Raw genomic sequence first — 19,163 nt, forward strand, 5'->3', positions numbered from 1 at the left:
CACCATCACGTCATGAGCAAACCCATTACGCCACCACCCGGCCTGCCGCTGACCCTCGAGCAAGCCAACGAGCTGATTTACAAGCTGATGGCGCGCATCGCCGAGCTTGAAGACCGCCTCAACCAAAACAGCAATAACTCCTCCAAGCCCCCCTCCACTGATGGCTCGGGGACCCCGCCTGCGCGCAAGCGCCCCGCTTCCGGCAAGGCTCGTGGTGCCCAGCCTGGCCACAAGGGGCAGCGGCGTGAACGTCATCCTGAGGACGACCGACTGACGGCAATACCACACTATCCTGCCCGGCAGTGCGCCTGCTGTGGTGAGCAGGTGGTGTCCCATGACAAGCCCTACCGGGTTCATCAGGTGTTTGACCTGCCCGAGGTCAGCTATGTGGTGACAGAGCATCAGCTGTATCGGGGCACCTGCCGTGGGTGCGTCACCACCAGTGAAGCAGCCCTGCCCGATACGGTGAGCCACAGCCAGATGGGGGCTAATCTGCTGAGCTATATCGCTTTGCAGAGTGGTCAGTTCCACCAGAGCATCAGCAAGATACAGCAGCAGCTCAAGCAGCACTTCGGTTTGAGCTTTAGCCGAGGCGCCATCAGTGAAGCGCAAGGCCGGGTCAGCGCCATGCTCACCCCGACCCACCAAGCCATCAAACAGCAAGTGCAGTCTGCCGCCATCATCCATGCCGATGAAACCCGGCACCAGCGGGGCGGTGAGCGACGCTGGATGTGGCTGGCCCTGAGCAAGGTCGCGGTCTGCTTCATGACGGCGTTTGGCCGCGGTCAGGAGGCAGCGAAGCGGTTGCTGGGCAGTGAGCTTGATGGGGTGCTGGTGACCGACCAGTATGCGGGATACCGCTTCATCGACAGCGCCCAGCGCCAACTGTGCTGGGCGCATGTGCTGCGCAACGTGGCGGCGATTGCCGAGAGTAGCGACGCCGTCAACCAGCCTATCGGAGCCCGGCTGGTACTGCTGGCTGACACGGTGTTCAGAACCCGGCATGGCTATGAACAAGGCTGCTTAAGCCGGGAGCAGTACCAGCGAAGGTTGCAGCGATGTCGGCAAAGCTGGCGAAGGCAGCTGGAGCGGGGCAGTGTACTGTGTTCCAAGCGCTACCGTGGGCGCTGCCAGTTACTGCTCAAGGACGATGAGATGCTATGGCGTTTTATGGAAAACGACGAGATAGCGCTGACCAACAATGAAGCGGAGCGGGCGCTGCGTGGCTATGTGCTGTGGCGCAAGGGAAGCTATGGCGTCTGGTCGCATCGAGGCGAGCAGTTCAGGCAGCGTATCCTATCGTTGGTGGAGACGGCCAAGCGATTGGGCCGCTGCCCGCAGGAGTGGCTGAGGGCAGTTGTCAGGTCCTGCATCGAGAAAACCGACTACCCGTTCCCGGAGGAGTTGGTGCTGTCAACACCGTCCCGGTGAACGGTTACGACGAAACCGCCTAGCCGTTATATGAATATAGTCCCCAGTTCTTTCAGAAATAGCTTTTTGTTTTCTTTGGAAATTTTTTAGCAGGTGTTCTCTTAGATCTGTTGATGACATATTTAAAATGTCAGTATCTAATAAATCATCAGTCAAAGATGTTTTTTTAACCGCTAACTCAAAAACCATTGCCCAATCAATAAATAATGGGATTTTTGTTGCTTGAGAAGCAGTCAGTTTTATTGAGAGTTTTGATTCAAACTTCTCTGTTTCATCTCTAATTAAATTACGCAACGTTAGATAGAGCTCTTCCGTAATGGGGAATTTTTTAAAAGAGAAACGAAACCCACCACCACGCTGCTTTGCTCTAGGTATATTGAGGTAAAAATTTGTCACATTCTTACTATGATCATGTTCTTTAAATAAATCAGCAGCCTTTATTTGTCGTAACTGTGTGGGGCGTCTAGCAGTAGCCTGCAATAAACTCACATATGCATAGCATTGAAATGAGATATAGTTATTCCTGAATAAGCGAATAAGTTCATGATTTAATGCAAGTACCTCATTGCTAGTAAAGGCACCTGTTTCAGGGCAACGATTAGCGACAGACACTCCTTTCTTGTTTCCTGATAGAGTTAGTATTTCGAGTGTTTTCACCATCTCTGTTGTTACACCATAATATCCATATTCATTCCAGCTAATAAGAAAACCACGGAGTGCACCTAAGTACCATTCATTGTTTTTATCAAGCATCGCTCGCCAATTGAGCAATACATCCTCATCTAGATTTTTGAATTTAGTGTCTCGCAATAGTCGTTGAAAGCGTAGATACATATTTGATGTATGGTGTGCTGATTGTTCTTCAGCATAGGTTGCTAGTGTTTTTTTAAATCCATCCAGCAGTTTTGGTTCCATAGATAAAACATCCGGCATGAATGCAATGCTGACATCTTTATTCAACATCCAGTATTCTGAGTGAAAGTCAAAGCTGTATCCATCTTTTGATACTAATTTTTTTGAGCTGAATGTTGATGGGAGATCGTCATTTTCTTCCTCAATGTAATCATATTTATTCATTCATATCCTCTATTTTTTTGAGATTCAATAATTAGTCTCTGTAATTCTTCTTGCTCTTCAAGCACTAGCTTGTTTGTCTTATTGCGAATATGGCGTTCAACATATGGTTTGGCAGAGCTCTCTGATGTGTGCCCCATTTGATACATTCGGCTTTTTGCTTCTTCACTAGATGAAATAAAATTACGGTTACTGTTTGGGTCTTTAGATAGATCATTGTTTTTGTCAATTATTTCGGAGAACCACTGGTTCCAGTTATGCCTAAAATAATGTGGGTGGATCGATTTGAACCGCTCATCCACAGATTTCATTGTTGGCACGATGATACTGTCAAATGTGCTGGTCGATATTGGCTGTCCTTGAGTTTTCCCCTTCCTATGTGTAACAAACAAGTATGGATGCTTGTTCGCGTTCGGAGTCTTTGCCCGTATGTTTATGATGTAGTCATCAATGAGTGCCGCAGTTTCATCTCTAATTCGCAACATTCTTTCTTTCGTCTTTGCTACAGGCTGATTTTTGCGAGGATCATATATGTCATCATGGTGGCGTTTTACCCATATGAATTTTTGGGGGCCGTGAAGCATTAGAAAGTTCGATTCAATAGATAGTGAGAGTAACTCACCTCTTCGTATGCCTAGTTCTTTTAAAAGTAAAAACATAAGATGATTTCGCTTTTTTGTCGAAGCGTGTTTGAACGGATTTTTTGGGTGGTCAAATTGTGCCACAGCCATAAATTCCTCAATTAATCCATCTGGCAAGTCTTTACCATCTAGTTTATCTAAAACATTCTTACCTTTGCCTTTAGGGCGAACAGCAAGTATGCGCTTATTCATACTGTTAATTTCTGTGAGCAGTTTAGTGCTATTACAGTTCTGTACAGCTACTCTAGCAATGAAATCTAAATAACTTGCAATAGCTGTCACACGATTGTAAATGTTATTACGTCCCACTGTGGGGGTGACACTGATTAGTCTTGGGGTGTTAAATAAATCAATGACCTTATCTCTGGTTTTTTTGCTTTTAGCTAAGCCTTTGAAATGAGAAATATCATGACTGAGATGTTCTCTGATGTTGTCAATGTCAGTGTCGCTAAGAAACTTACCTTTCTGAAACTCAGAGAACAGGTCTCTGTGTTTATTTTCTTCCCATTGAAGAAACCACTTTAATGCACCTAGGCGATTTGAAATGGTATTCACCGACAAGCTGCTACGAAGTTTTGTTGTCACCCAGAGGGTTGCAAGAAAATGAGGCATACCATCATTGCCCATTAAGACTGGATAACGTTCACCATTTGCAAAAATCAATCTATCTAGCTTGTACACTGTGCATCCTAATCTTACATTTTCCTCATACATAAAGTTATAGTGCTGAAAATCGCGATGGCAAGTGAAATGCAAAAATAAAAAAACCCAGCATTTCTGCTGGGTTGCTTTGCACTCAAGATGGTGAAAGTGATTTATTCTTACACTTTCATCTTTTACAAGATCTAGAACGGGATATCGTCGTCGAAATCCATCGGCGGCTCGTTATATACCGGCGGCGCAGATTGCGGCTGCTGGGCAGGACGGCCATAACCGCCTTGCTGCTGCATGTTCTGCTGCGGAGCTGGCGCCAGGCGCTGCTGATTCATCGGCTGCTGGGCAGGCATGCTCTGCTGCGGCTGACCCCAGTTACCCTGGGATTGGCCACCCATGTTCTGGCCCATGCCCTGACCGCCTTGCGGACGGCCACCCAGCATCTGCATCACGCCAGTGAAGCTGTCGACCAGCACTTCAGTGGTGTAGCGCTCCTGGCCGCTCTGATCCTGCCATTTGCGGGTCTGCAGTTTGCCTTCCACATAGCTGGGAGCCCTTCTTCAGGTACTCGCCAGCCACTTCGGCCAGCTTGCCCATGAAGACAACGCGGTGCCATTCTACGCTCCTGCTCACCGGTCTGCTTTCGCGCCAGGTTTCGGAGGTAGCCAGAGTAATGTTGGTCACAGCACACTCGGCATGTAGCGTATCCTGCCATTTGCGGGTCTGCAGTTTGCCTTCCACATAGACCTGGGAGCCCTTCTTCAGGTACTCGCCAGCCACTTCGGCCAGCTTGCCCATGAAGACAACGCGGTGCCATTCGGGCTCACCGGTCTGCTTGTCGCGCCAGGTTTCGGAGGTAGCCAGAGTAATGTTGGTCACAGCACCGCCACTCGGCATGTAGCGTACTTCCGGGTCTTGCCCGAGGTTACCGATCAGAATGACTTTATTGATGCCTCGACTGGCCATAATCTCTCTTCCACCTTTATATTCCGGTCAGGCAAGGCCTGGACCCACTAAATAAGTTACCGCGCTTTTTTCATGACCATGTTGTTATCATATTGAACAGCATGGTTTTTCTATAACCGTTGCAGCAATCAGAGTGTTCGTTTCGCATGTTCTGATTCAGGTTTAGCCCCCAATAGTAACAGTTGATCACTCTGCGGGCGAGCGCTTGCTGGTGTGGATTGAGGGCAAACTTGCCGCCTTGGTCAGGGTGTGACGAAGGGGCTATCCATCGTAAAAAAGGATAACGGCGATAGATAATGCCTGTCTATTCATCCAGTAGTCTCTATGCGATACTGACTCGCTCAGGTTTCTGTATCGAGCGTGCAACAAGATGGAAAAGATCGTGGTCCGGGGTGCTCGCACCCACAACCTCAAGAACATCAATCTGACCCTGCCCCGCGACAAGCTGATCGTGGTCACTGGCCTCTCCGGTTCGGGCAAATCCTCTCTGGCGTTCGATACCCTCTATGCCGAGGGGCAGCGCCGCTATGTGGAGTCCCTCTCCGCCTATGCCCGCCAGTTCCTCTCCCTGATGGAGAAGCCGGACGTCGACCATATCGAGGGGCTCTCGCCCGCCATCTCCATCGAGCAGAAGTCCACCTCCCACAACCCGCGCTCGACCGTCGGTACCATCACCGAAATCTACGACTACCTGCGTCTGCTGTTTGCCCGGGTCGGTGAGCCGCGCTGTCCGACCCACGCCATTCCGCTCGCCGCCCAGACCATCAGCCAGATGGTGGATCAGGTGCTGGCCCAACCGGAGGGGAGCAAGCTGATGCTGCTGGCTCCGGTGGTGCGGGATCGCAAGGGGGAGCACACCAAGCTGCTGGAGAACCTGGCGGCCCAGGGCTACATCCGTGCCCGTATCGACGGCGAGGTGTGCGATCTCTCCGATCCTCCGACTCTGGAACTGCACAAGAAGCACACCATCGAGGTGGTGGTGGATCGCTTCAAGGTGCGCGAGGATCTGGCGCTGCGTTTGGCCGAGTCGTTCGAGACGGCGCTGACCCTCTCCGGTGGCATAGTGCTGGTAGTGCCGATGGACGGCGAGAAGGCGGTTGCCTCTATGACCTTCTCTGCCAACTTCGCCTGCCCGGAGTGCGGCTACTCCATGTCGGAGCTGGAACCGCGCATCTTCTCCTTCAACAACCCGGCCGGAGCCTGCCCGACCTGCGATGGCCTCGGGGTGCAGCAATATTTCGATCCGGCCAAGGTGATCGGCGATCCGGCCATCAGTCTGGCCAACGGCGCGATTCGCGGCTGGGACAAACGCAGCTTCTACTACTTCCAGATGCTGAAATCCCTCTCCGAGCACTACAAGTTCGATCTGGAGACGCCGTGGGAGGATCTGCCGGTCAAGACTCAGGAGGTGATCCTGCGCGGCTCCGGTCGCACCGAGATCGAGTTCCGTTACATGAACGATCGCGGCGACGTGGTGGTGCGCAAGCACCCGTTCGAGGGGATCCTGCACAACATGGAGCGGCGCTACCGGGAGACCGAGTCCAACTCGGTGCGTGAAGAGCTCTCCAAATACATCGCCAACAAATCCTGTACCAGCTGCGGTGGTAGCCGACTGCGGGAGGAGGCACGCCACGTCTTCGTCGACAACCGCAACCTGCCGGCCATCGCCGAGCAGTCCATCGGCGATGCGCTCGCCTTCTTCGAAGGGTTGAATCTGACCGGCCAGCGCGCCCAGATTGCCGAGAAGATATTGAAAGAGATCGTCGAGCGGCTCGGCTTCCTGGTGAACGTCGGTCTCAACTATCTGAGCCTGTCCCGCAGTGCCGAGACCCTCTCAGGCGGCGAAGCGCAGCGCATCCGACTGGCCAGCCAGATCGGGGCCGGGCTGGTGGGCGTCATGTACGTACTGGACGAGCCCTCCATCGGTCTGCATCAGCGCGACAACGAGCGGTTGCTCAAGACCCTCACCCATCTGCGCGATCTCGGCAACACGGTGATCGTGGTGGAGCACGACGAGGATGCCATTCGCCTCGCCGACCATGTGCTGGATATCGGCCCGGGGGCGGGTGTACACGGTGGCGAGATTGTTGCGCAGGGCACCCCCCAGCAGATTATCGACAATCCGGAGTCGCTGACCGGTGACTACCTCTCCGGTCGCAAGCAGATCGCCATTCCGGCCGAGCGCACGCCGCTCACCGGCAAGTGGTTGAAACTCAAGGGGGCAAGCGGCAACAACTTGCGCAACGTCAATCTTGATCTGCCCATCGGGGTGATGACCTGCGTCACTGGCGTCTCCGGCTCCGGCAAGTCGACCCTGATCAACGACACCCTGTTCCGCATCGCTCATCGCGAGCTCAACAAGGCCACCGAGTCCACCCCGGCACCCTATCGCAGCGTCGAGGGGCTGGAGCATCTGGACAAGGTAGTGGACATCGACCAGAGCCCCATCGGCCGCACCCCGCGCTCCAACCCGGCGACTTACACCGGCCTGTTCACCCCGATCCGCGAGCTGCTCTCCGGCACTCAGGAGGCGCGCTCGCGCGGCTACCAGCCGGGCCGCTTCTCCTTCAACGTGAAGGGAGGGCGCTGCGAGGCGTGCCAGGGGGATGGGGTCATCAAGGTGGAGATGCACTTCCTGCCGGATGTCTACGTGCCGTGTGACGTCTGCAAGGGCAAGCGCTACAACCGCGAGACCCTGGAGGTGAAATACAAGGGCAAGAACATCCACGAGATCCTCGAGATGACGGTGGAGGACGCCCGCGAGTTCTTCGATCCGGTGCCGGCGGTGGCGCGCAAGCTGCAAACTCTGATGGATGTGGGCCTCTCCTATATCCGGCTTGGCCAGTCGGCCACTACCCTCTCGGGCGGCGAGGCGCAGCGGGTCAAGCTGGCGCGCGAGCTCTCCAAGCGGGATACCGGTCAGACCCTCTACATACTGGACGAGCCGACCACCGGGTTGCACTTCCACGATATCCAGCAATTGCTCAAGGTGCTGCACCAGCTGCGGGATCGCGGCAACACCATCGTCATCATCGAGCACAATCTGGATGTGGTAAAAACTGCCGACTGGATCGTCGATCTGGGGCCGGAGGGGGGGGCCGGTGGTGGCCGTATTCTGGTGACGGGGACGCCGGAGGAGATTTGCAATAATGGCGAGTCTCACACGGCGCGTTTTTTGCGCCCGCTATTGACGCGATAAGTCGTTATAATCGAAGGGGCCTTTGGCCCCTTTTTTACTATGAATATCGGACATATGAAGGGGCAGCTCGTGTGAGGTGGGTTGGCTGGGTATCACGACATCATGGTAATGGATATATCAGGTTATGGCTCAGGCTCCGCGTACGATTGATCATCAGTTGGCTTACTCCATGCTCCCTATCTGGTTGGGCGCTATTTTGCTGTTATTGATCCTGTTAGCGTGGGCCCAGATCCCTGCTGCCACCCGGATTGAAGAGCAGCGCATGAAGGAGCACTTGCTGCGAATGAGCAGTGCGGTGCAGTCCGATGTGGCAGCACTGGATGCTTTCAGTCGGGATTGGGGCATTTGGGATGACAGCCATCGTTTTATGATCGGCAGAAGCCGGGAATATATTGATTCCAACCTGCTCAATGATATGCCGATGCGGGACTTTCGCCTCAATCTGATGAGTTTCATGGATCTCACCGGCTACGAGATCTGGACCCGGACCCTGCTACCCGATGCGCCCGGCATCAATCATGATCAGTTTCCCTATTTCCTTGATGATCTGAAAAAGCAGTTGAGAGCGCAATCTGTGGCGCAAGGAGGTATCAACTTGCACGGCATTAGCGCCTCCCAATGGGGACCGCTGATGTACTCGTGGCAGCCGATCAGAGACAGTGACAACTCCGCCCCCTTCAACGGCTTCTTGCTGGTGGTGCGCTGGCTTGATGAAGAGTATCTCCAGCAGCTCTCTGAGCGTACCGCGTTGCCACTGGCGATCTCAGACACCAATCTGAATATCGCAGCCACATTCAAACCGCTGAAACCGCAAGTGACCTACCGCCTGATTGACCTGGGGCTGGATCGGCTGAGGGGGGAGGTACGTCTGCTTAACAGTGATAACCAGCCGGTGCTGACTCTGGTGATTGAGGAGGAGAGAAAGATCTTGAGTGGCGTCATGGAGGGGGCGCTCTGGACCTTTATCGGCATGCTGTTTATCAGTTTTATCTGCGTCATGATCGCCATGTATCGGCTCAATAGCATTGTGCTTACCCCGTTGCAGCAGCTGGTGTCGGCGCTGCAACGCTTTGGCGATCGGCCAGATGCCACCTTGATCCCCTATATCGACAGCAGCGCCGAGATGGCGACCCTGAGCGGCAAGTTCAAGGAGATGGCCAGCAAGGTCAGTCAGCAACACGATGATTTGTTGGAAAAATCCAGCCAGATGGAGATGGCTGCATTCACCGACCCCTTGACCCGTTGTTTCAATCGTCGCTATCTCGATGGCTGGTTGCAGGCCAACCGGGCCAAACCTTGTCTGTTATTGCTGCTGGATCTGGATCATTTCAAGCGGATCAATGACCGCCTTGGCCATGACATCGGGGATCTGGTGCTGAAACAGTTGGCGGATCTGCTGCGCAAGGTGGTGACAGGAGAGCGCGAGCCTATCATCCGGCTGGGCGGGGAGGAGTTCTTGTTGCTGCTACAAGTGGATGACGAGCAAGAGTTGGCGCTGCGGGTCGAATATCTGCGCCAGCGTGTCGCTCAGCACCGCTTTGGCAAAGAGGATGCGCCACTCTGGTTGACGGTGTCGCTGGGGTTCTGCCGCTATCCGTTGCACCCGGAGTACCCAGATTCATTCTGGAGTCATAGCTTCAAACTGGCGGACATGGCGCTGTATCAGGCCAAAGTCGGTGGGCGAAATCGGTGGTTTGGCTACGCTGGTAGCCTCTCTGCGGAGGGAATGGGCCAGACTCCGGAACAGCTTGCCGAAGGGGGGCATATCACCCTGCTGCACTCTGTCAATCCGGATTAACCCTGCCGTACCAATACCAGATAGGCCAGGGCGACAATAAAACCGAGCAGGATAAAGAGAAAGGATCCGATTCCCCACACGGCCGCGAGAAAGGCCCCCACCTTTTGCCATTTCGACTCATTTTTCATAAATAAACCATTACTTCCCAGTAACTTGCATGGCGCAAAAAATACGCTGATTTGCCCATATTAACAACAATTAATAGCCGCGCTGCCGCGCAATAAGATGTGGTTTGCTTGATCCTTTTGGCGCTGGATGCGGGTAGTTACAACCTGTCGAAACAGGCATTTCAGCTTGTTGTCTGGGGGCTCAACGAGATTGGGATGGCGCGCAAAGATGTCACACCAATCGATTTATTTCTGTGCAACCTTTGCTCCAAGTCAATAACTTTGCATTTACAAGGGCATATAGTCAGCGGGCTTACAGCATCAAATGAAAACAAAAAAAGGGATTACGTGATGAAAAAATTACTTCCTCTGATGATTGCCGCTGCAGTGACCTCTCCTTTCGCCATGGCCCATCAGGCTGGCGATATTCTGGTTCGTGGCGGTTTGGCCATCGTTTCTCCTCAGGAGAGCAGTGACAACGTATTGGGTACCGGTGAATTTGAGATTAACAGTAATCAACAGCTTGGCCTGACCCTCGGTTATATGATCACCGACAACTGGGGTGTTGAGTTGCTGGCTGCAACCCCATTCTCCCATAGAGTGAGTACTCGCGATCTTGGTGAGATTGCCAAGGTTAAACATCTGCCTCCAACATTGATGGCCCAGTACTATTTTGGCGATGCCCAGAGCAAGGTTCGCCCGTATGTTGGTGTGGGTGTGAACTACACCACCTTCTTTGATGAGAAGGGGGTGGGAGCACTTGATGGTGCCAATATCAGCCTTGACGACTCTTGGGGTCTGGCAGGTCAGGTCGGTATCGATATGGCGGTTACAGATCGCTGGTTTGTAAACGGTTCAGCCTGGATCATGGATATCGATACAGATGTTAAAGTTGATGGTGTTGGCACCTTCAAAACGCATATCGACCCGATGGCCTTTATGGTGGGTGTTGGCTACCGCTTCTAATGATTCTGACTGCGGTTCTGAACGGACCGCGGAAGATAGCAAAGTACGTCTCTTTCAGCCCGGCTTGTGCCGGGCTTTTTTCGTATGGCTGATTTTGTCTGGACTGTGATCCAACCCGATACAAATCAATTAAATACCTGCCGCTTTATTTCAGTTATTCGCCACCCCTGCCGATAGTGACTATGTTCACTTTACCTTCCCCCAATGAGTGAGGATGTCTCCATGGGCTTATCTATCGTGCAGCGGATCATCGCCGGATTTGTGTTGATGCTGCTGTTGCTGATCCTGCTTGGCGTGATCAGTACCTTTAAAATCAAGGGTATAAATGACGGCCTCTCTGCCGTATCTGACCGGGCAACCCCGCTGGTGGTGGCTGTCGCAGGTCTCAAGGGGGCACTGCAGGATAGTAACCGCTGGGTGCTTGTCTACCGCACCAGTGAAGATGCCGCCCAGTTGCCGCAGCTGGCCAATCAGTTCAAGGAGCAGCAGAACCGCTTCGTCCAGCTGAGTCAGGAGATGGGTAAATTTACCGATGTAGCGGATGCTCGTGCCCGCTTCCAGCAGGTCGAGAGTGCTACCACTCAATTTTATGGCTTGGCGGATCAGGTGTTGGCCCAGCATCGGCAGTGGGTCAGTGCACTGGAGCAGCGCCACAAGCTGGAGATGGAATTTATCCGCCTTGAGGATACCTACCAGTGGGCGGCGGATCTGCTGCTGCAACAGACCGCCAGCAAGCGCTCCATGCGCAACAAGGCGGAACTTATTACCTCAGGTATCGCCCGCGATCTGAAGAATATCCGCCGTGCCGATGCCAAAACCGACCTGAACGAGCTGGAAAAGGTACTCAGCAAGGACATCGAGATGGCCCGCAAGCGTCTGGAGCGGGTGCTGGTGCCCGATGATGTGAAAGCGCGGTTTGTCTCCAATCTGGATCGGATGCAGGAGCTGGCACTTGGCGCTCAGGGCTTGCTGGCAACCATGCGTCAGGCTCAGCAACTGGCGCTGTCGCTGGCCACGCAAAATCAGCAGCTGGATGCCAGTCTGGTCAACAGCCTCAATTTGCTCGATGAGATGGGCAAGTCCGCCGGGGCCATTGCCAGCGACAGCCGGAGCAACGCCGATGCGGCGGTCAGCAGTGCCAGCTTCTGGATTCTGGTGGTTGCCGCGATGTCGGCCGCAGCCGCGCTGGTGATCGGCTATACCACTGCGCGCAGCATTCAGCGCCCGTTGCAGATGATCAACAAGGAGCTCGATTACATGGCGGCCGGTGACATGACCCGCCGCATCAACTACCGCAGCAGTTGCGAATTTGGCAGCCTCTCTCGCTCCATCGATACGCTGGCGGGCAAGACCGGTGAACTACTCTCTCAAATCAATGCGGGCTCTCGCCATCTGGTGGATGAGGCGAGCCGCGCCGCCGAGATCAGCGAACGGGCCATGTCCCGGGTACAGGAGCAGAAGAGCCAGACCGATCAGGTGGCCGCCGCCATTACCGAGCTGGAAGTGAGCGCCACCGAGGTGGCCCGCTCTACCGATGGCACCAAGCGCGAAGTGGATCTGGCCGATGAAGAGGCTCGTAGTGGTCGCCAGAAAGTGGCCACCACTCGCCTGATCACCGAGCAGCTGGCTAGCGCCATGGAGGAGGCGGTCGGCATCACCTACAAGCTGGGCGAATTCAGCAACAACATCGGCAGCATTCTCGATGTGATCCGCAGCATCGCCGAGCAGACCAACCTGCTGGCCTTGAACGCCGCCATCGAAGCGGCCCGTGCTGGCGATGCAGGTCGCGGTTTTGCGGTGGTGGCCGATGAGGTGCGGGCACTGGCCAATCGCACCCAGACTTCGACCGAAGAGATCCAGGGGATGATTGAGAACCTGCAAAGCTCCAGCAAGCATGTGGTTGAAGTGATGGGGCGTAGCCAGGAGCAGACCCAGAGCTGTGTCGAGCAGACTCGCGAGATGGATGTGGCGCTGCAATCCATTGCCGATCGGATGGGGGCCATCAAATCGATGGCTGATCAGGTGGCCCATGCCGCTCAGGAGCAGATCTCCGTCAGTCAGGGGGTCGCTCGTCATATCGCCGGTATTGCCGATGTGGCATACGAGACAGAGCGGGAGGCGCGGGAATCCGCCAGCAGCAGCGAAGTGCTGGCCGACCTGGTCGCCAAACAGCAGCAATTGATCGCACATTTCAAGGTCTAGGAGGGCTTATGTCTAAAAAGTGGATTGGAGCCCTGAGTCTCCTGTTGTGTGGCCAGCTGATGGCCAGCGAGCTGGTGATTGAAAGCTGGCGAACCGATGACAAGGCGTTGTGGGAGCAGAAAATCATCCCGGCGTTTGAAGCGGCGCATCCCGGCATCAAGGTGAGTTTTCATCCGGTGCAGAACGTCAACTACATGCCCACTCTGTGGGAGAGCCTGAAAGGCGGTAAGGCGGGGGATCTCATTACCTGTCGCCCGTTTGATGACTCGCTCGCCCTGTTCAAGGCGGGCCATCTGGCCGAGCTGACCGAAATGGCAGGGATGGAGAACTTCCCGAGTTTTGCCCAGTCACCTTGGCAGACGGACTCCGGTGCCCAGACTTTCTGCGTGCCCATGGCCTCGGTGATCCATGGCTTCTTCTATAACAAGAAGATTTTCAGTGAGTTGGGGCTCACCTTACCGCAAACCCGCGATCAGTTCTTTGCCGTGCTGGACAAGATCAAGGCCGACGGGCGCTATGTGCCGCTGGCCATGAGTGGTTCCGAGAGCTGGGTTGCCTCCGAGCTGGGGTTCCAGAACATTGGTCCCAATTACTGGAAAGGAGAAGATGGTCGTCTGGCACTGATTGGCGGGCAGGAGCGGTTGGACAACCCCCAATATGTGAAGGTGTTCGACGAGCTGGCCCGCTGGCGTTCCTACCTCGGTGAAGGTGGCGAGAGCCGCGATTATGCGACCAGCAACGAGCTGTTTACCTCGGGCAAGGCCGCCTTCTACGTGGCGGGCTCCTGGGAGATTGCTCCCTTCACCGGCAAGGTTGATTTTGGCGTCATGCGCCCGCCGGTGGCCAAACAGGGTGATGGCTGTTTCTTTACCGACCACACCGATATCGGTATGGGGATGAACCCGGCCAGCAAGAATAAAGAGGGGGCAATGGCCTTCCTGCAGTGGCTGACGACGCCGCAATTTGCCGAGCTCTATACCAACTCGCTGCCGGGATTCTTCTCCCTCTCCAACCACTTTTTCGATGTCACCAACCCGGCGGCCAAAGAGATGATGGAGTGGCGCGATCAGTGTGACTCGACCATTCGGGTGGCGACTCAGATCCTCTCCCGTGGTACGCCCAAGTTGGGGGATGAGCTGGCCGAGGTGAGTCAGGCAGTGCTGCTTGGCAAGATGGAGCCCAAGGCTGCCGCGGATCGACTGGAAAGTGGCTTGAAGGGCTGGTATGCCCCTCATCAGGGCAACAAGGCCAAGAGCGCGGATTGTCAGTGTGATGCGGTTGCCCCTGCTCCTGTTTCTGCGCCGACGACTGAGGTGTCCGCAGCTCCCGCGACCAGTGAAACATCGGCTGTGGTGTCACCTGCTGTGACTCCCGCAGAACCCGCATCAGCGGCCGCTGCACCATTACCGGCGCAGTCGGATGAGGTAGAGCAGGCGCTCTCCAACGAGCTGGAAGCGCCACAGCAACCACAGCAATAGGTCATCGGCATCAATAAAAACGGGAGGCATCGCCTCCCGTTTTTTATGGTTCGCGGCCAGCAGGTATCGCTTTATTGTGCTTCGTGGGGCCAGCGGCAGAGGCTGCCGATGCGGGCAACCGGGGCAAACCCCAGAGAGCGGTAAATGCGCTGGGCATGGTAGTGCTCGTCGGCCACTATGATGAGTTGTTTGGCGCGGGACAATCCTGCGCGAGCCACTTGACTCAGCAGCTGACGGCATAACCCCTGGTTGCGCCACGCATGGTGCGTGCGTACCAACTGGAAGCGCCCAAGTATGCCGCAAAAGAAGAGACCACAGCTGGCGACCAGTTGTCCCTCTTGCCAGATCCCCCACCAGTCCCCGAGCCCATCGGCAATCATGGCCTGATAGAGCGCCCGGCGGGATTGCAGATAGGGGAGATAGCTCTGTTCCGAGTGCCCCTCATCCCGTTCATTGAGTTCGAAGTCGAGCCACTCAGGCCAATCAGCAGTGGTGAAGGTGCGTGCCTCAACATTGTTCATATCGCTGTGAGGGGGCGGGCAACTCTGTTCATCCAGCGCCAGCACCACGCACTCCATATATTGGTAACCCGTTGCGACAAAACCGGCTATCCGGCTGTTTTGCCCGGCCGCCAGCGGCCATTGGAAGGTGCGGTGGCGCACTCGAGGATCTTGACCGATCAACTGATCGAATGCGGCTTCCAGCCAGCCTTTGTCGCGGTCGCTGGGCGGGGTGGGGAGCAGCAGGTAGTTGCCGAAGTAGTAGTCGGGAGCATCCGGCGTGCGAACCGCCCAGAACTGCTCATGCTGGATGACCTCGCCCTGGTAGCGATCAAACAGCAAGTCGGTGGCAAAGCCGGGGTGGCTATCCATGATGGTGCTCCTGCAAAGACTCATTCTGTTATCGGCAGGAGTGGGAAATAGATGAAAAGGGGCCGGAGAAACCTCCGGCCAAACAATCACACGCAGATTCAGAACGTCCAGGACGATCTGCCCTCATCATAACTCGACTGGGGCAATTTTGGGATGGGCACTTTTCGGTTACGTACCGTTAATTTTGTAAATATGAAGTTCGTCAGATCGGATGTGAGGTAAATCCCTGTTGACTTTGTGTCGTTTTGCTCATAAATATAAAGACGTTTAGACGTCCAAACATCCGTTTTGACGTAGGCAGATGGATTGCAGGACAGGGAGAAGAGCAGATGGGATTTCACAGTGCACGTCAGGTTGAGGCGCTCAACCAGAGCTTGGCAGATTTGAATGGCGATATATCGGTCAGTTTCGAGTTTTTTCCGCCCAACAGTGAAGGGATGGAAAACACTCTCTGGCAGTCCATCGAACGGCTGAAAGTGCTGGAACCCAAGTTCGTCTCTGTTACTTATGGCGCCAACTCCGGCACCCGTGATCGCACCCACAAGGTGATCAAGGACATCAAGGAGCGGACAGGCCTGATTGCCGCGCCGCACCTGACCTGTATCGATGCCAGTCGCGACGAGCTGCGCACCATCGCCCGCGATTACTGGAACAGCGGCATTCGCCATATTGTGGCTCTGCGCGGTGACTTGCCGCAGGGGTTGGAGAAGCCGGATATGTATGCCACCGATCTGGTTGCCCTGCTCAAGTCAGAGGCGGACTTCGATATCTCGGTTGCCGCCTATCCGGAAGGGCACCCGGAGGCCAAGAGTGCCCAATCCGACCTGCTCAACCTCAAACGCAAGATTGATGCCGGCGCCAACCGCGCCATCACCCAGTTCTTCTTCGATGTGGAAACGTATTTGCGCTTTCGGGATCGCTGCGCCGCTATCGGTATTGATGCCGAAATCGTGCCGGGGATCCTGCCGGTCTCCAACTATCAGACCCTGGCCAAGTTTGCCGGTTTTACCAACGTGAAGATCCCGCGCTGGATGCATCAGCGTTTCGAGGGATTGGATAACGATCAGATGACTCGCAATCTGGTGGGGGCGAGCATCGCCATCGATCAGGTGCGCGTGCTGAGTCAGGAAGGGGTGAAGGATTTCCACTTTTATACCCTGAACCGCTCCGAGCTGACTTATGCCATCTGCCATACTCTGGGGGTTCGTCCCAAGGGCTGATCAGTGCTCACAGCGATAAAAGCAAAAAGCCAATGAGTTGCTCATTGGCTTTTTCGTTATGGCCGATTATCAAGGTCTGGTCGGGGCGATCTCTTTTGGCTCAAGATCGATAACCGCATTACCGGCAGCCCCCGGATACTGGCGATAGACCTGATCCTGCTCCAGTGTGTAGAAGGTATCCAGATAGTCGTCGTTGTTGGTCATCCAGGAGTCGGGCAGCGCCTTGACGATGCGACCGCCGAGATCGAGGAAGGGCAGGGCTTCTGGCACGCCACCCGCAGTAAAGCCGAGTTTGAGAGCTTCAATCAGCAGGGCGCTCAGCTCCTTGTAGTTGACGTTGTCATCCTGCTCCATCATCACCACATCGACGGCACCCCAGCGATAGCGATCCCAGTAAACCAGGATCTGGTTGGGGGTGTAGTCTGTGTTGTCATAGTCGAGGTAGGGCATGTCGACAATATCGACCACAGGCTCATCCCGGCTGGGATTGACCCCTGCGACCACCGCATACACTTCGGCTGCGCCGAGCAGCCAGGGCTCCTGATCATCCTTCAGTCTGATCTTTTTCAGGATACTGGTCTTGAGCGGCGCCGTGCTGGCCACCGCTCGCGGCGCGCTTTGCAGATCGGCATCGGCCAGTGCTTTGCGCATCACTTTCAAGCCTGCGTTCTTGGCTTTGACGGGATCGGCTTCGACTACCAGAACCGGCCGGGCCGGTGCCTTGTCCACATCCAGATAGACAGGATTGCCAGCGCTGTCGAACGCTTCAATGGCGCTCCAGCTCTTCTCATCCCCGCTCGGAACATAGGCGACCAGCGGTTCGACGCCCTGCTGCAGTGCTGCGGCCTGATCGGTGTTGGCCAGTCGCAACTGCATCAGTTGCTTGACCTCGCCATCCAGTCCTTGCCGGCTGATGGCCGCCTGGTTGGCATCGCTCGCCTGCCGTTTAAGCCGTGGACTGGCCTTCTGCAGCAGGGTGGGAAGCGGGCTCTGGTATTGCTGATTGCTCAGCAGGGGCAGCAGGTTTTTCTGCTGAAGTGCGAGCTGGCGAGCCAACTCTCGATCCGTATCGGCAGCCTGGACGCTCGTAGCACCCAGTATGGCCAGTAGTAACAAGACAGCCTGATTTTTCATTTTTATACTCCGTTGCATGGAACCTGACAGGGCACCATGTCCGGGAAGATTAGTGCCCTGACGCCACTAGAAGGAAATTAGTTTCACTTGTGAATCATTTTATCTGGATAGTGTGCAGAGGTTCACGGTTTGAGGTTCAATTGATTCCTTTGTCGATATAATTGGAACTGATAGATAGCCAGACCAATCAGCAGACCCCAGCAGGCTGCCGCGATGCCGAGCAGGCTGATCCCGGACGCGGTAATGATAAAGGTGAGCAGCGCAGCTTCTCGCGCTTCATCCTCTTGCAAGGCCGAGTGCAGGCTGCTGCCGATGGTGCCTAACAGGGCCAAACCAGCGACGCAGGTGACAAGGGTTGCCGGAAAGGCGCTAAACAGGGCCGCGACGGTTGCGCCGAAGCAGCCGGTCACAAGATAAAAGCAACCCGCCCAAACCGCAGCAGGCCAGCGGCGCTTGGTATCCGGGTCGACCTCTTTGCCCATGCAAATGGCGGCAGTGATGGCGGCCAGATTGAAGGCATAACCGCCAACAGGGGCGAGCAGCAGGCCAGTCAGGCCAGTCCAGTTGATCAGCGAGGAGGTAGAAGGCTGATAGCCGTGGGCCCGCAAGATGGCAATTCCCGGCATGTTTTGCGATGTCATGGTGACAATGAACAGCGGCAGCGCGATACCAAACAGAGCATCAAGGGAGAAGGCTGGCCATGTCCAGACCGGGCTGGCGAGTTGCCAGTGAAGGGTGCCCATTTGCAAATCCCCCCGCACGCTGCAGATCAGCATCCCCACTCCCAGTACTAGCACCATGGTATAGCGGGGCCAGAGATGACGACCCAGCAGGAAGGCCAGTAGCAGGGTGCCAAGCAGCAATGGATCTTGCGGGGCGACCTTGAACAGATCCAGCCCGAATTTGAGCAGCACGCCAGCCAGCATGGCGGCGGCCAGCGGAGCCGGGATATGTTTCATCAAACGGTCGAACCAGCCGCTGATGCCACACAGAGTGATCAGCAGGGAGGAGATCACAAAGGCGCCGATCGCTTCCGCCAGAGTGAAGTTGCCCAGCGTGGTGATCAGCAGTGCCGCGCCCGGTGTGGACCAGGCGGTTAGTATGGGTATGCGGTAATAGAGAGAGAGGCCGATGCAGCTCACCCCCATGCCGATCCCCAGCGTCCAGAGCCAGGAGGCAACTTGAGCTGTATCTGCACCTGCCGCTGTGGCGGCCTGGATGATCAGGATGACGGAGCTGGTGTAGCCGACCATCACGGCGATAAAGCCTGCGACCAGATGGGGGATGGCGAAGGGCATGACTCTTCCTCTTGGCGTTGTGACGCGCTGTGCGTTATTACGTACAATACAGCTTTGACTATATCGCTGTGCGTTATAGCGCACAAGACGCATCGTGCAAGAGTAATAAAGAGGCAGTTATGC

Annotated in this window: 14 protein-coding genes and 2 pseudogenes (1 of these 16 running past the window's edge); 8 read left to right on the forward strand and 8 right to left on the reverse strand. The window is 55.3% G+C overall.

The features are described 5' to 3' along the window. Nucleotides 1-12 precede the first annotated feature (12 nt). Nucleotides 13-1,431: an IS66-like element ISAs21 family transposase gene (locus tag ACTG19_RS15475; protein WP_004576012.1), complete on the forward strand. Its 1,419-nt coding sequence runs from the start codon at nucleotides 13-15 to the stop codon at nucleotides 1,429-1,431. On the opposite strand, the gene ACTG19_RS15480 is transcribed toward ACTG19_RS15475, so the two are convergent. The 4 genes and pseudogenes from ACTG19_RS15480 to ssb (ACTG19_RS15495) all read right to left on the reverse strand — a co-directional run. Then, nucleotides 1,414-2,508, reverse strand: a complete 1,095-nt coding sequence (locus tag ACTG19_RS15480) for a hypothetical protein (protein WP_439989239.1) — start codon at nucleotides 2,506-2,508, stop codon at nucleotides 1,414-1,416. The two genes, ACTG19_RS15475 and ACTG19_RS15480, sit on opposite strands and share 18 nt — an antisense overlap. Then, complete coding sequence (locus ACTG19_RS15485; protein WP_041207317.1) at nucleotides 2,505-3,827, reverse strand: site-specific integrase; 1,323 nt, start codon at nucleotides 3,825-3,827, stop codon at nucleotides 2,505-2,507. Before ACTG19_RS15485 ends, ACTG19_RS15480 begins: the two co-directional genes overlap by 4 nt. A 164-nt stretch (nucleotides 3,828-3,991) precedes the next feature. Next, a pseudogene (ssb, locus tag ACTG19_RS15490) lies at nucleotides 3,992-4,487 on the reverse strand (single-stranded DNA-binding protein); the annotation flags it as partial. Continuing rightward, nucleotides 4,467-4,766 (reverse strand): annotated as a pseudogene (gene ssb, locus ACTG19_RS15495) (single-stranded DNA-binding protein); the annotation flags it as partial. The pseudogenes ssb (ACTG19_RS15495) and ssb (ACTG19_RS15490), both read right to left, overlap by 21 nt. Before the next feature lie 370 nt (nucleotides 4,767-5,136). Here ssb (ACTG19_RS15495) and uvrA point away from each other — a divergent pair. Continuing rightward, nucleotides 5,137-7,965, forward strand: coding sequence for an excinuclease ABC subunit UvrA (gene uvrA / locus ACTG19_RS15500; protein ID WP_439989240.1), 2,829 nt, complete (start codon nucleotides 5,137-5,139; stop codon nucleotides 7,963-7,965). A 124-nt stretch (nucleotides 7,966-8,089) separates the two neighbouring features. Further along, nucleotides 8,090-9,763: a sensor domain-containing diguanylate cyclase gene (locus ACTG19_RS15505; protein WP_439989241.1), complete on the forward strand. Its 1,674-nt coding sequence runs from the start codon at nucleotides 8,090-8,092 to the stop codon at nucleotides 9,761-9,763. Here the strand turns inward: ACTG19_RS15505 and ACTG19_RS15510 are convergent. Next, a complete protein-coding gene (locus ACTG19_RS15510; protein WP_019445201.1) occupies nucleotides 9,760-9,891 on the reverse strand; it encodes a hypothetical protein in 132 nt (43 codons plus the stop codon). The two genes, ACTG19_RS15505 and ACTG19_RS15510, sit on opposite strands and share 4 nt — an antisense overlap. 330 nt (nucleotides 9,892-10,221) lie before the next feature. Between ACTG19_RS15510 and ompW the strand changes: the two genes are divergently transcribed. The 3 genes from ompW to ACTG19_RS15525 all read left to right on the forward strand — a co-directional run bounded on the left by ompW (nucleotide 10,222) and on the right by ACTG19_RS15525 (nucleotide 14,516). After that, complete coding sequence (gene ompW, locus ACTG19_RS15515; RefSeq protein WP_005354990.1) at nucleotides 10,222-10,836, forward strand: outer membrane protein OmpW; 615 nt, start codon at nucleotides 10,222-10,224, stop codon at nucleotides 10,834-10,836. A gap of 222 nt (nucleotides 10,837-11,058) precedes the next feature. After that, nucleotides 11,059-13,038, forward strand: coding sequence for a HAMP domain-containing methyl-accepting chemotaxis protein (locus ACTG19_RS15520; RefSeq protein WP_439989242.1), 1,980 nt, complete (start codon nucleotides 11,059-11,061; stop codon nucleotides 13,036-13,038). Nucleotides 13,039-13,046: 8 nt separating this feature from the next. Continuing rightward, the gene (locus ACTG19_RS15525) at nucleotides 13,047-14,516 is read left to right on the forward strand and encodes an ABC transporter substrate-binding protein (RefSeq protein ID WP_374996783.1); all 1,470 of its coding nucleotides are present in this window, start codon (nucleotides 13,047-13,049) and stop codon (nucleotides 14,514-14,516) included. Nucleotides 14,517-14,587: 71 nt separating this feature from the next. On the opposite strand, the gene ACTG19_RS15530 is transcribed toward ACTG19_RS15525, so the two are convergent. Continuing rightward, nucleotides 14,588-15,388 (reverse strand): GNAT family N-acetyltransferase, encoded by an 801-nt coding sequence (locus ACTG19_RS15530; RefSeq protein ID WP_439989243.1) that lies wholly within the window; start codon nucleotides 15,386-15,388, stop codon nucleotides 14,588-14,590. A 329-nt stretch (nucleotides 15,389-15,717) separates the two neighbouring features. Between ACTG19_RS15530 and metF the strand changes: the two genes are divergently transcribed. Then, a complete protein-coding gene (gene metF / locus ACTG19_RS15535; protein ID WP_005340191.1) occupies nucleotides 15,718-16,608 on the forward strand; it encodes a methylenetetrahydrofolate reductase in 891 nt (296 codons plus the stop codon). A gap of 69 nt (nucleotides 16,609-16,677) precedes the next feature. Here metF and ACTG19_RS15540 read toward each other — a convergent pair whose 3' ends face one another. Next, a complete protein-coding gene (locus tag ACTG19_RS15540) occupies nucleotides 16,678-17,742 on the reverse strand; it encodes a DUF3103 family protein (RefSeq protein WP_113740594.1) in 1,065 nt (354 codons plus the stop codon). A gap of 122 nt (nucleotides 17,743-17,864) precedes the next feature. Then, nucleotides 17,865-19,040 (reverse strand): benzoate/H(+) symporter BenE family transporter, encoded by a 1,176-nt coding sequence (locus ACTG19_RS15545; protein ID WP_113740595.1) that lies wholly within the window; start codon nucleotides 19,038-19,040, stop codon nucleotides 17,865-17,867. A gap of 119 nt (nucleotides 19,041-19,159) precedes the next feature. Between ACTG19_RS15545 and ACTG19_RS15550 the strand changes: the two genes are divergently transcribed. Further along, nucleotides 19,160-19,163: the beginning of a helix-turn-helix domain-containing protein gene (locus ACTG19_RS15550; RefSeq protein WP_019445207.1), read on the forward strand. The gene runs 566 nt beyond the window's last position; the window shows 4 of its 570 coding nt (coding positions 1-4); the start codon lies at nucleotides 19,160-19,162; the stop codon falls past the right edge of the window.

This window comes from Aeromonas sp. 3P, from assembly GCF_051919745.1.
In the GTDB taxonomy this organism is placed as follows: domain Bacteria; phylum Pseudomonadota; class Gammaproteobacteria; order Enterobacterales; family Aeromonadaceae; genus Aeromonas; species Aeromonas veronii.

What these genes read in the sequence shown, in the direction of transcription:
- ompW (WP_005354990.1), top strand. Translation starts at nt 10,222, where the DNA reads ATGAAAAAATTACTTCCTCTGATGATTGCCGCTGCAGTGACCTCTCCT.
- ACTG19_RS15520 (WP_439989242.1), top strand. Translation starts at nt 11,059, where the DNA reads ATGGGCTTATCTATCGTGCAGCGGATCATCGCCGGATTTGTGTTGATG.
- metF (WP_005340191.1), top strand. Translation starts at nt 15,718, where the DNA reads ATGGGATTTCACAGTGCACGTCAGGTTGAGGCGCTCAACCAGAGCTTG.
- ACTG19_RS15540 (WP_113740594.1), bottom strand. Translation starts at nt 17,742, where the DNA reads ATGAAAAATCAGGCTGTCTTGTTACTACTGGCCATACTGGGTGCTACG.
- ACTG19_RS15475 (WP_004576012.1), top strand. Translation starts at nt 13, where the DNA reads ATGAGCAAACCCATTACGCCACCACCCGGCCTGCCGCTGACCCTCGAG.
- ACTG19_RS15505 (WP_439989241.1), top strand. Translation starts at nt 8,090, where the DNA reads ATGGCTCAGGCTCCGCGTACGATTGATCATCAGTTGGCTTACTCCATG.
- ACTG19_RS15525 (WP_374996783.1), top strand. Translation starts at nt 13,047, where the DNA reads ATGTCTAAAAAGTGGATTGGAGCCCTGAGTCTCCTGTTGTGTGGCCAG.
- ACTG19_RS15480 (WP_439989239.1), bottom strand. Translation starts at nt 2,508, where the DNA reads ATGAATAAATATGATTACATTGAGGAAGAAAATGACGATCTCCCATCA.
- ACTG19_RS15510 (WP_019445201.1), bottom strand. Translation starts at nt 9,891, where the DNA reads ATGAAAAATGAGTCGAAATGGCAAAAGGTGGGGGCCTTTCTCGCGGCC.
- ACTG19_RS15530 (WP_439989243.1), bottom strand. Translation starts at nt 15,388, where the DNA reads ATGGATAGCCACCCCGGCTTTGCCACCGACTTGCTGTTTGATCGCTAC.
- ACTG19_RS15545 (WP_113740595.1), bottom strand. Translation starts at nt 19,040, where the DNA reads ATGCCCTTCGCCATCCCCCATCTGGTCGCAGGCTTTATCGCCGTGATG.
- uvrA (WP_439989240.1), top strand. Translation starts at nt 5,137, where the DNA reads ATGGAAAAGATCGTGGTCCGGGGTGCTCGCACCCACAACCTCAAGAAC.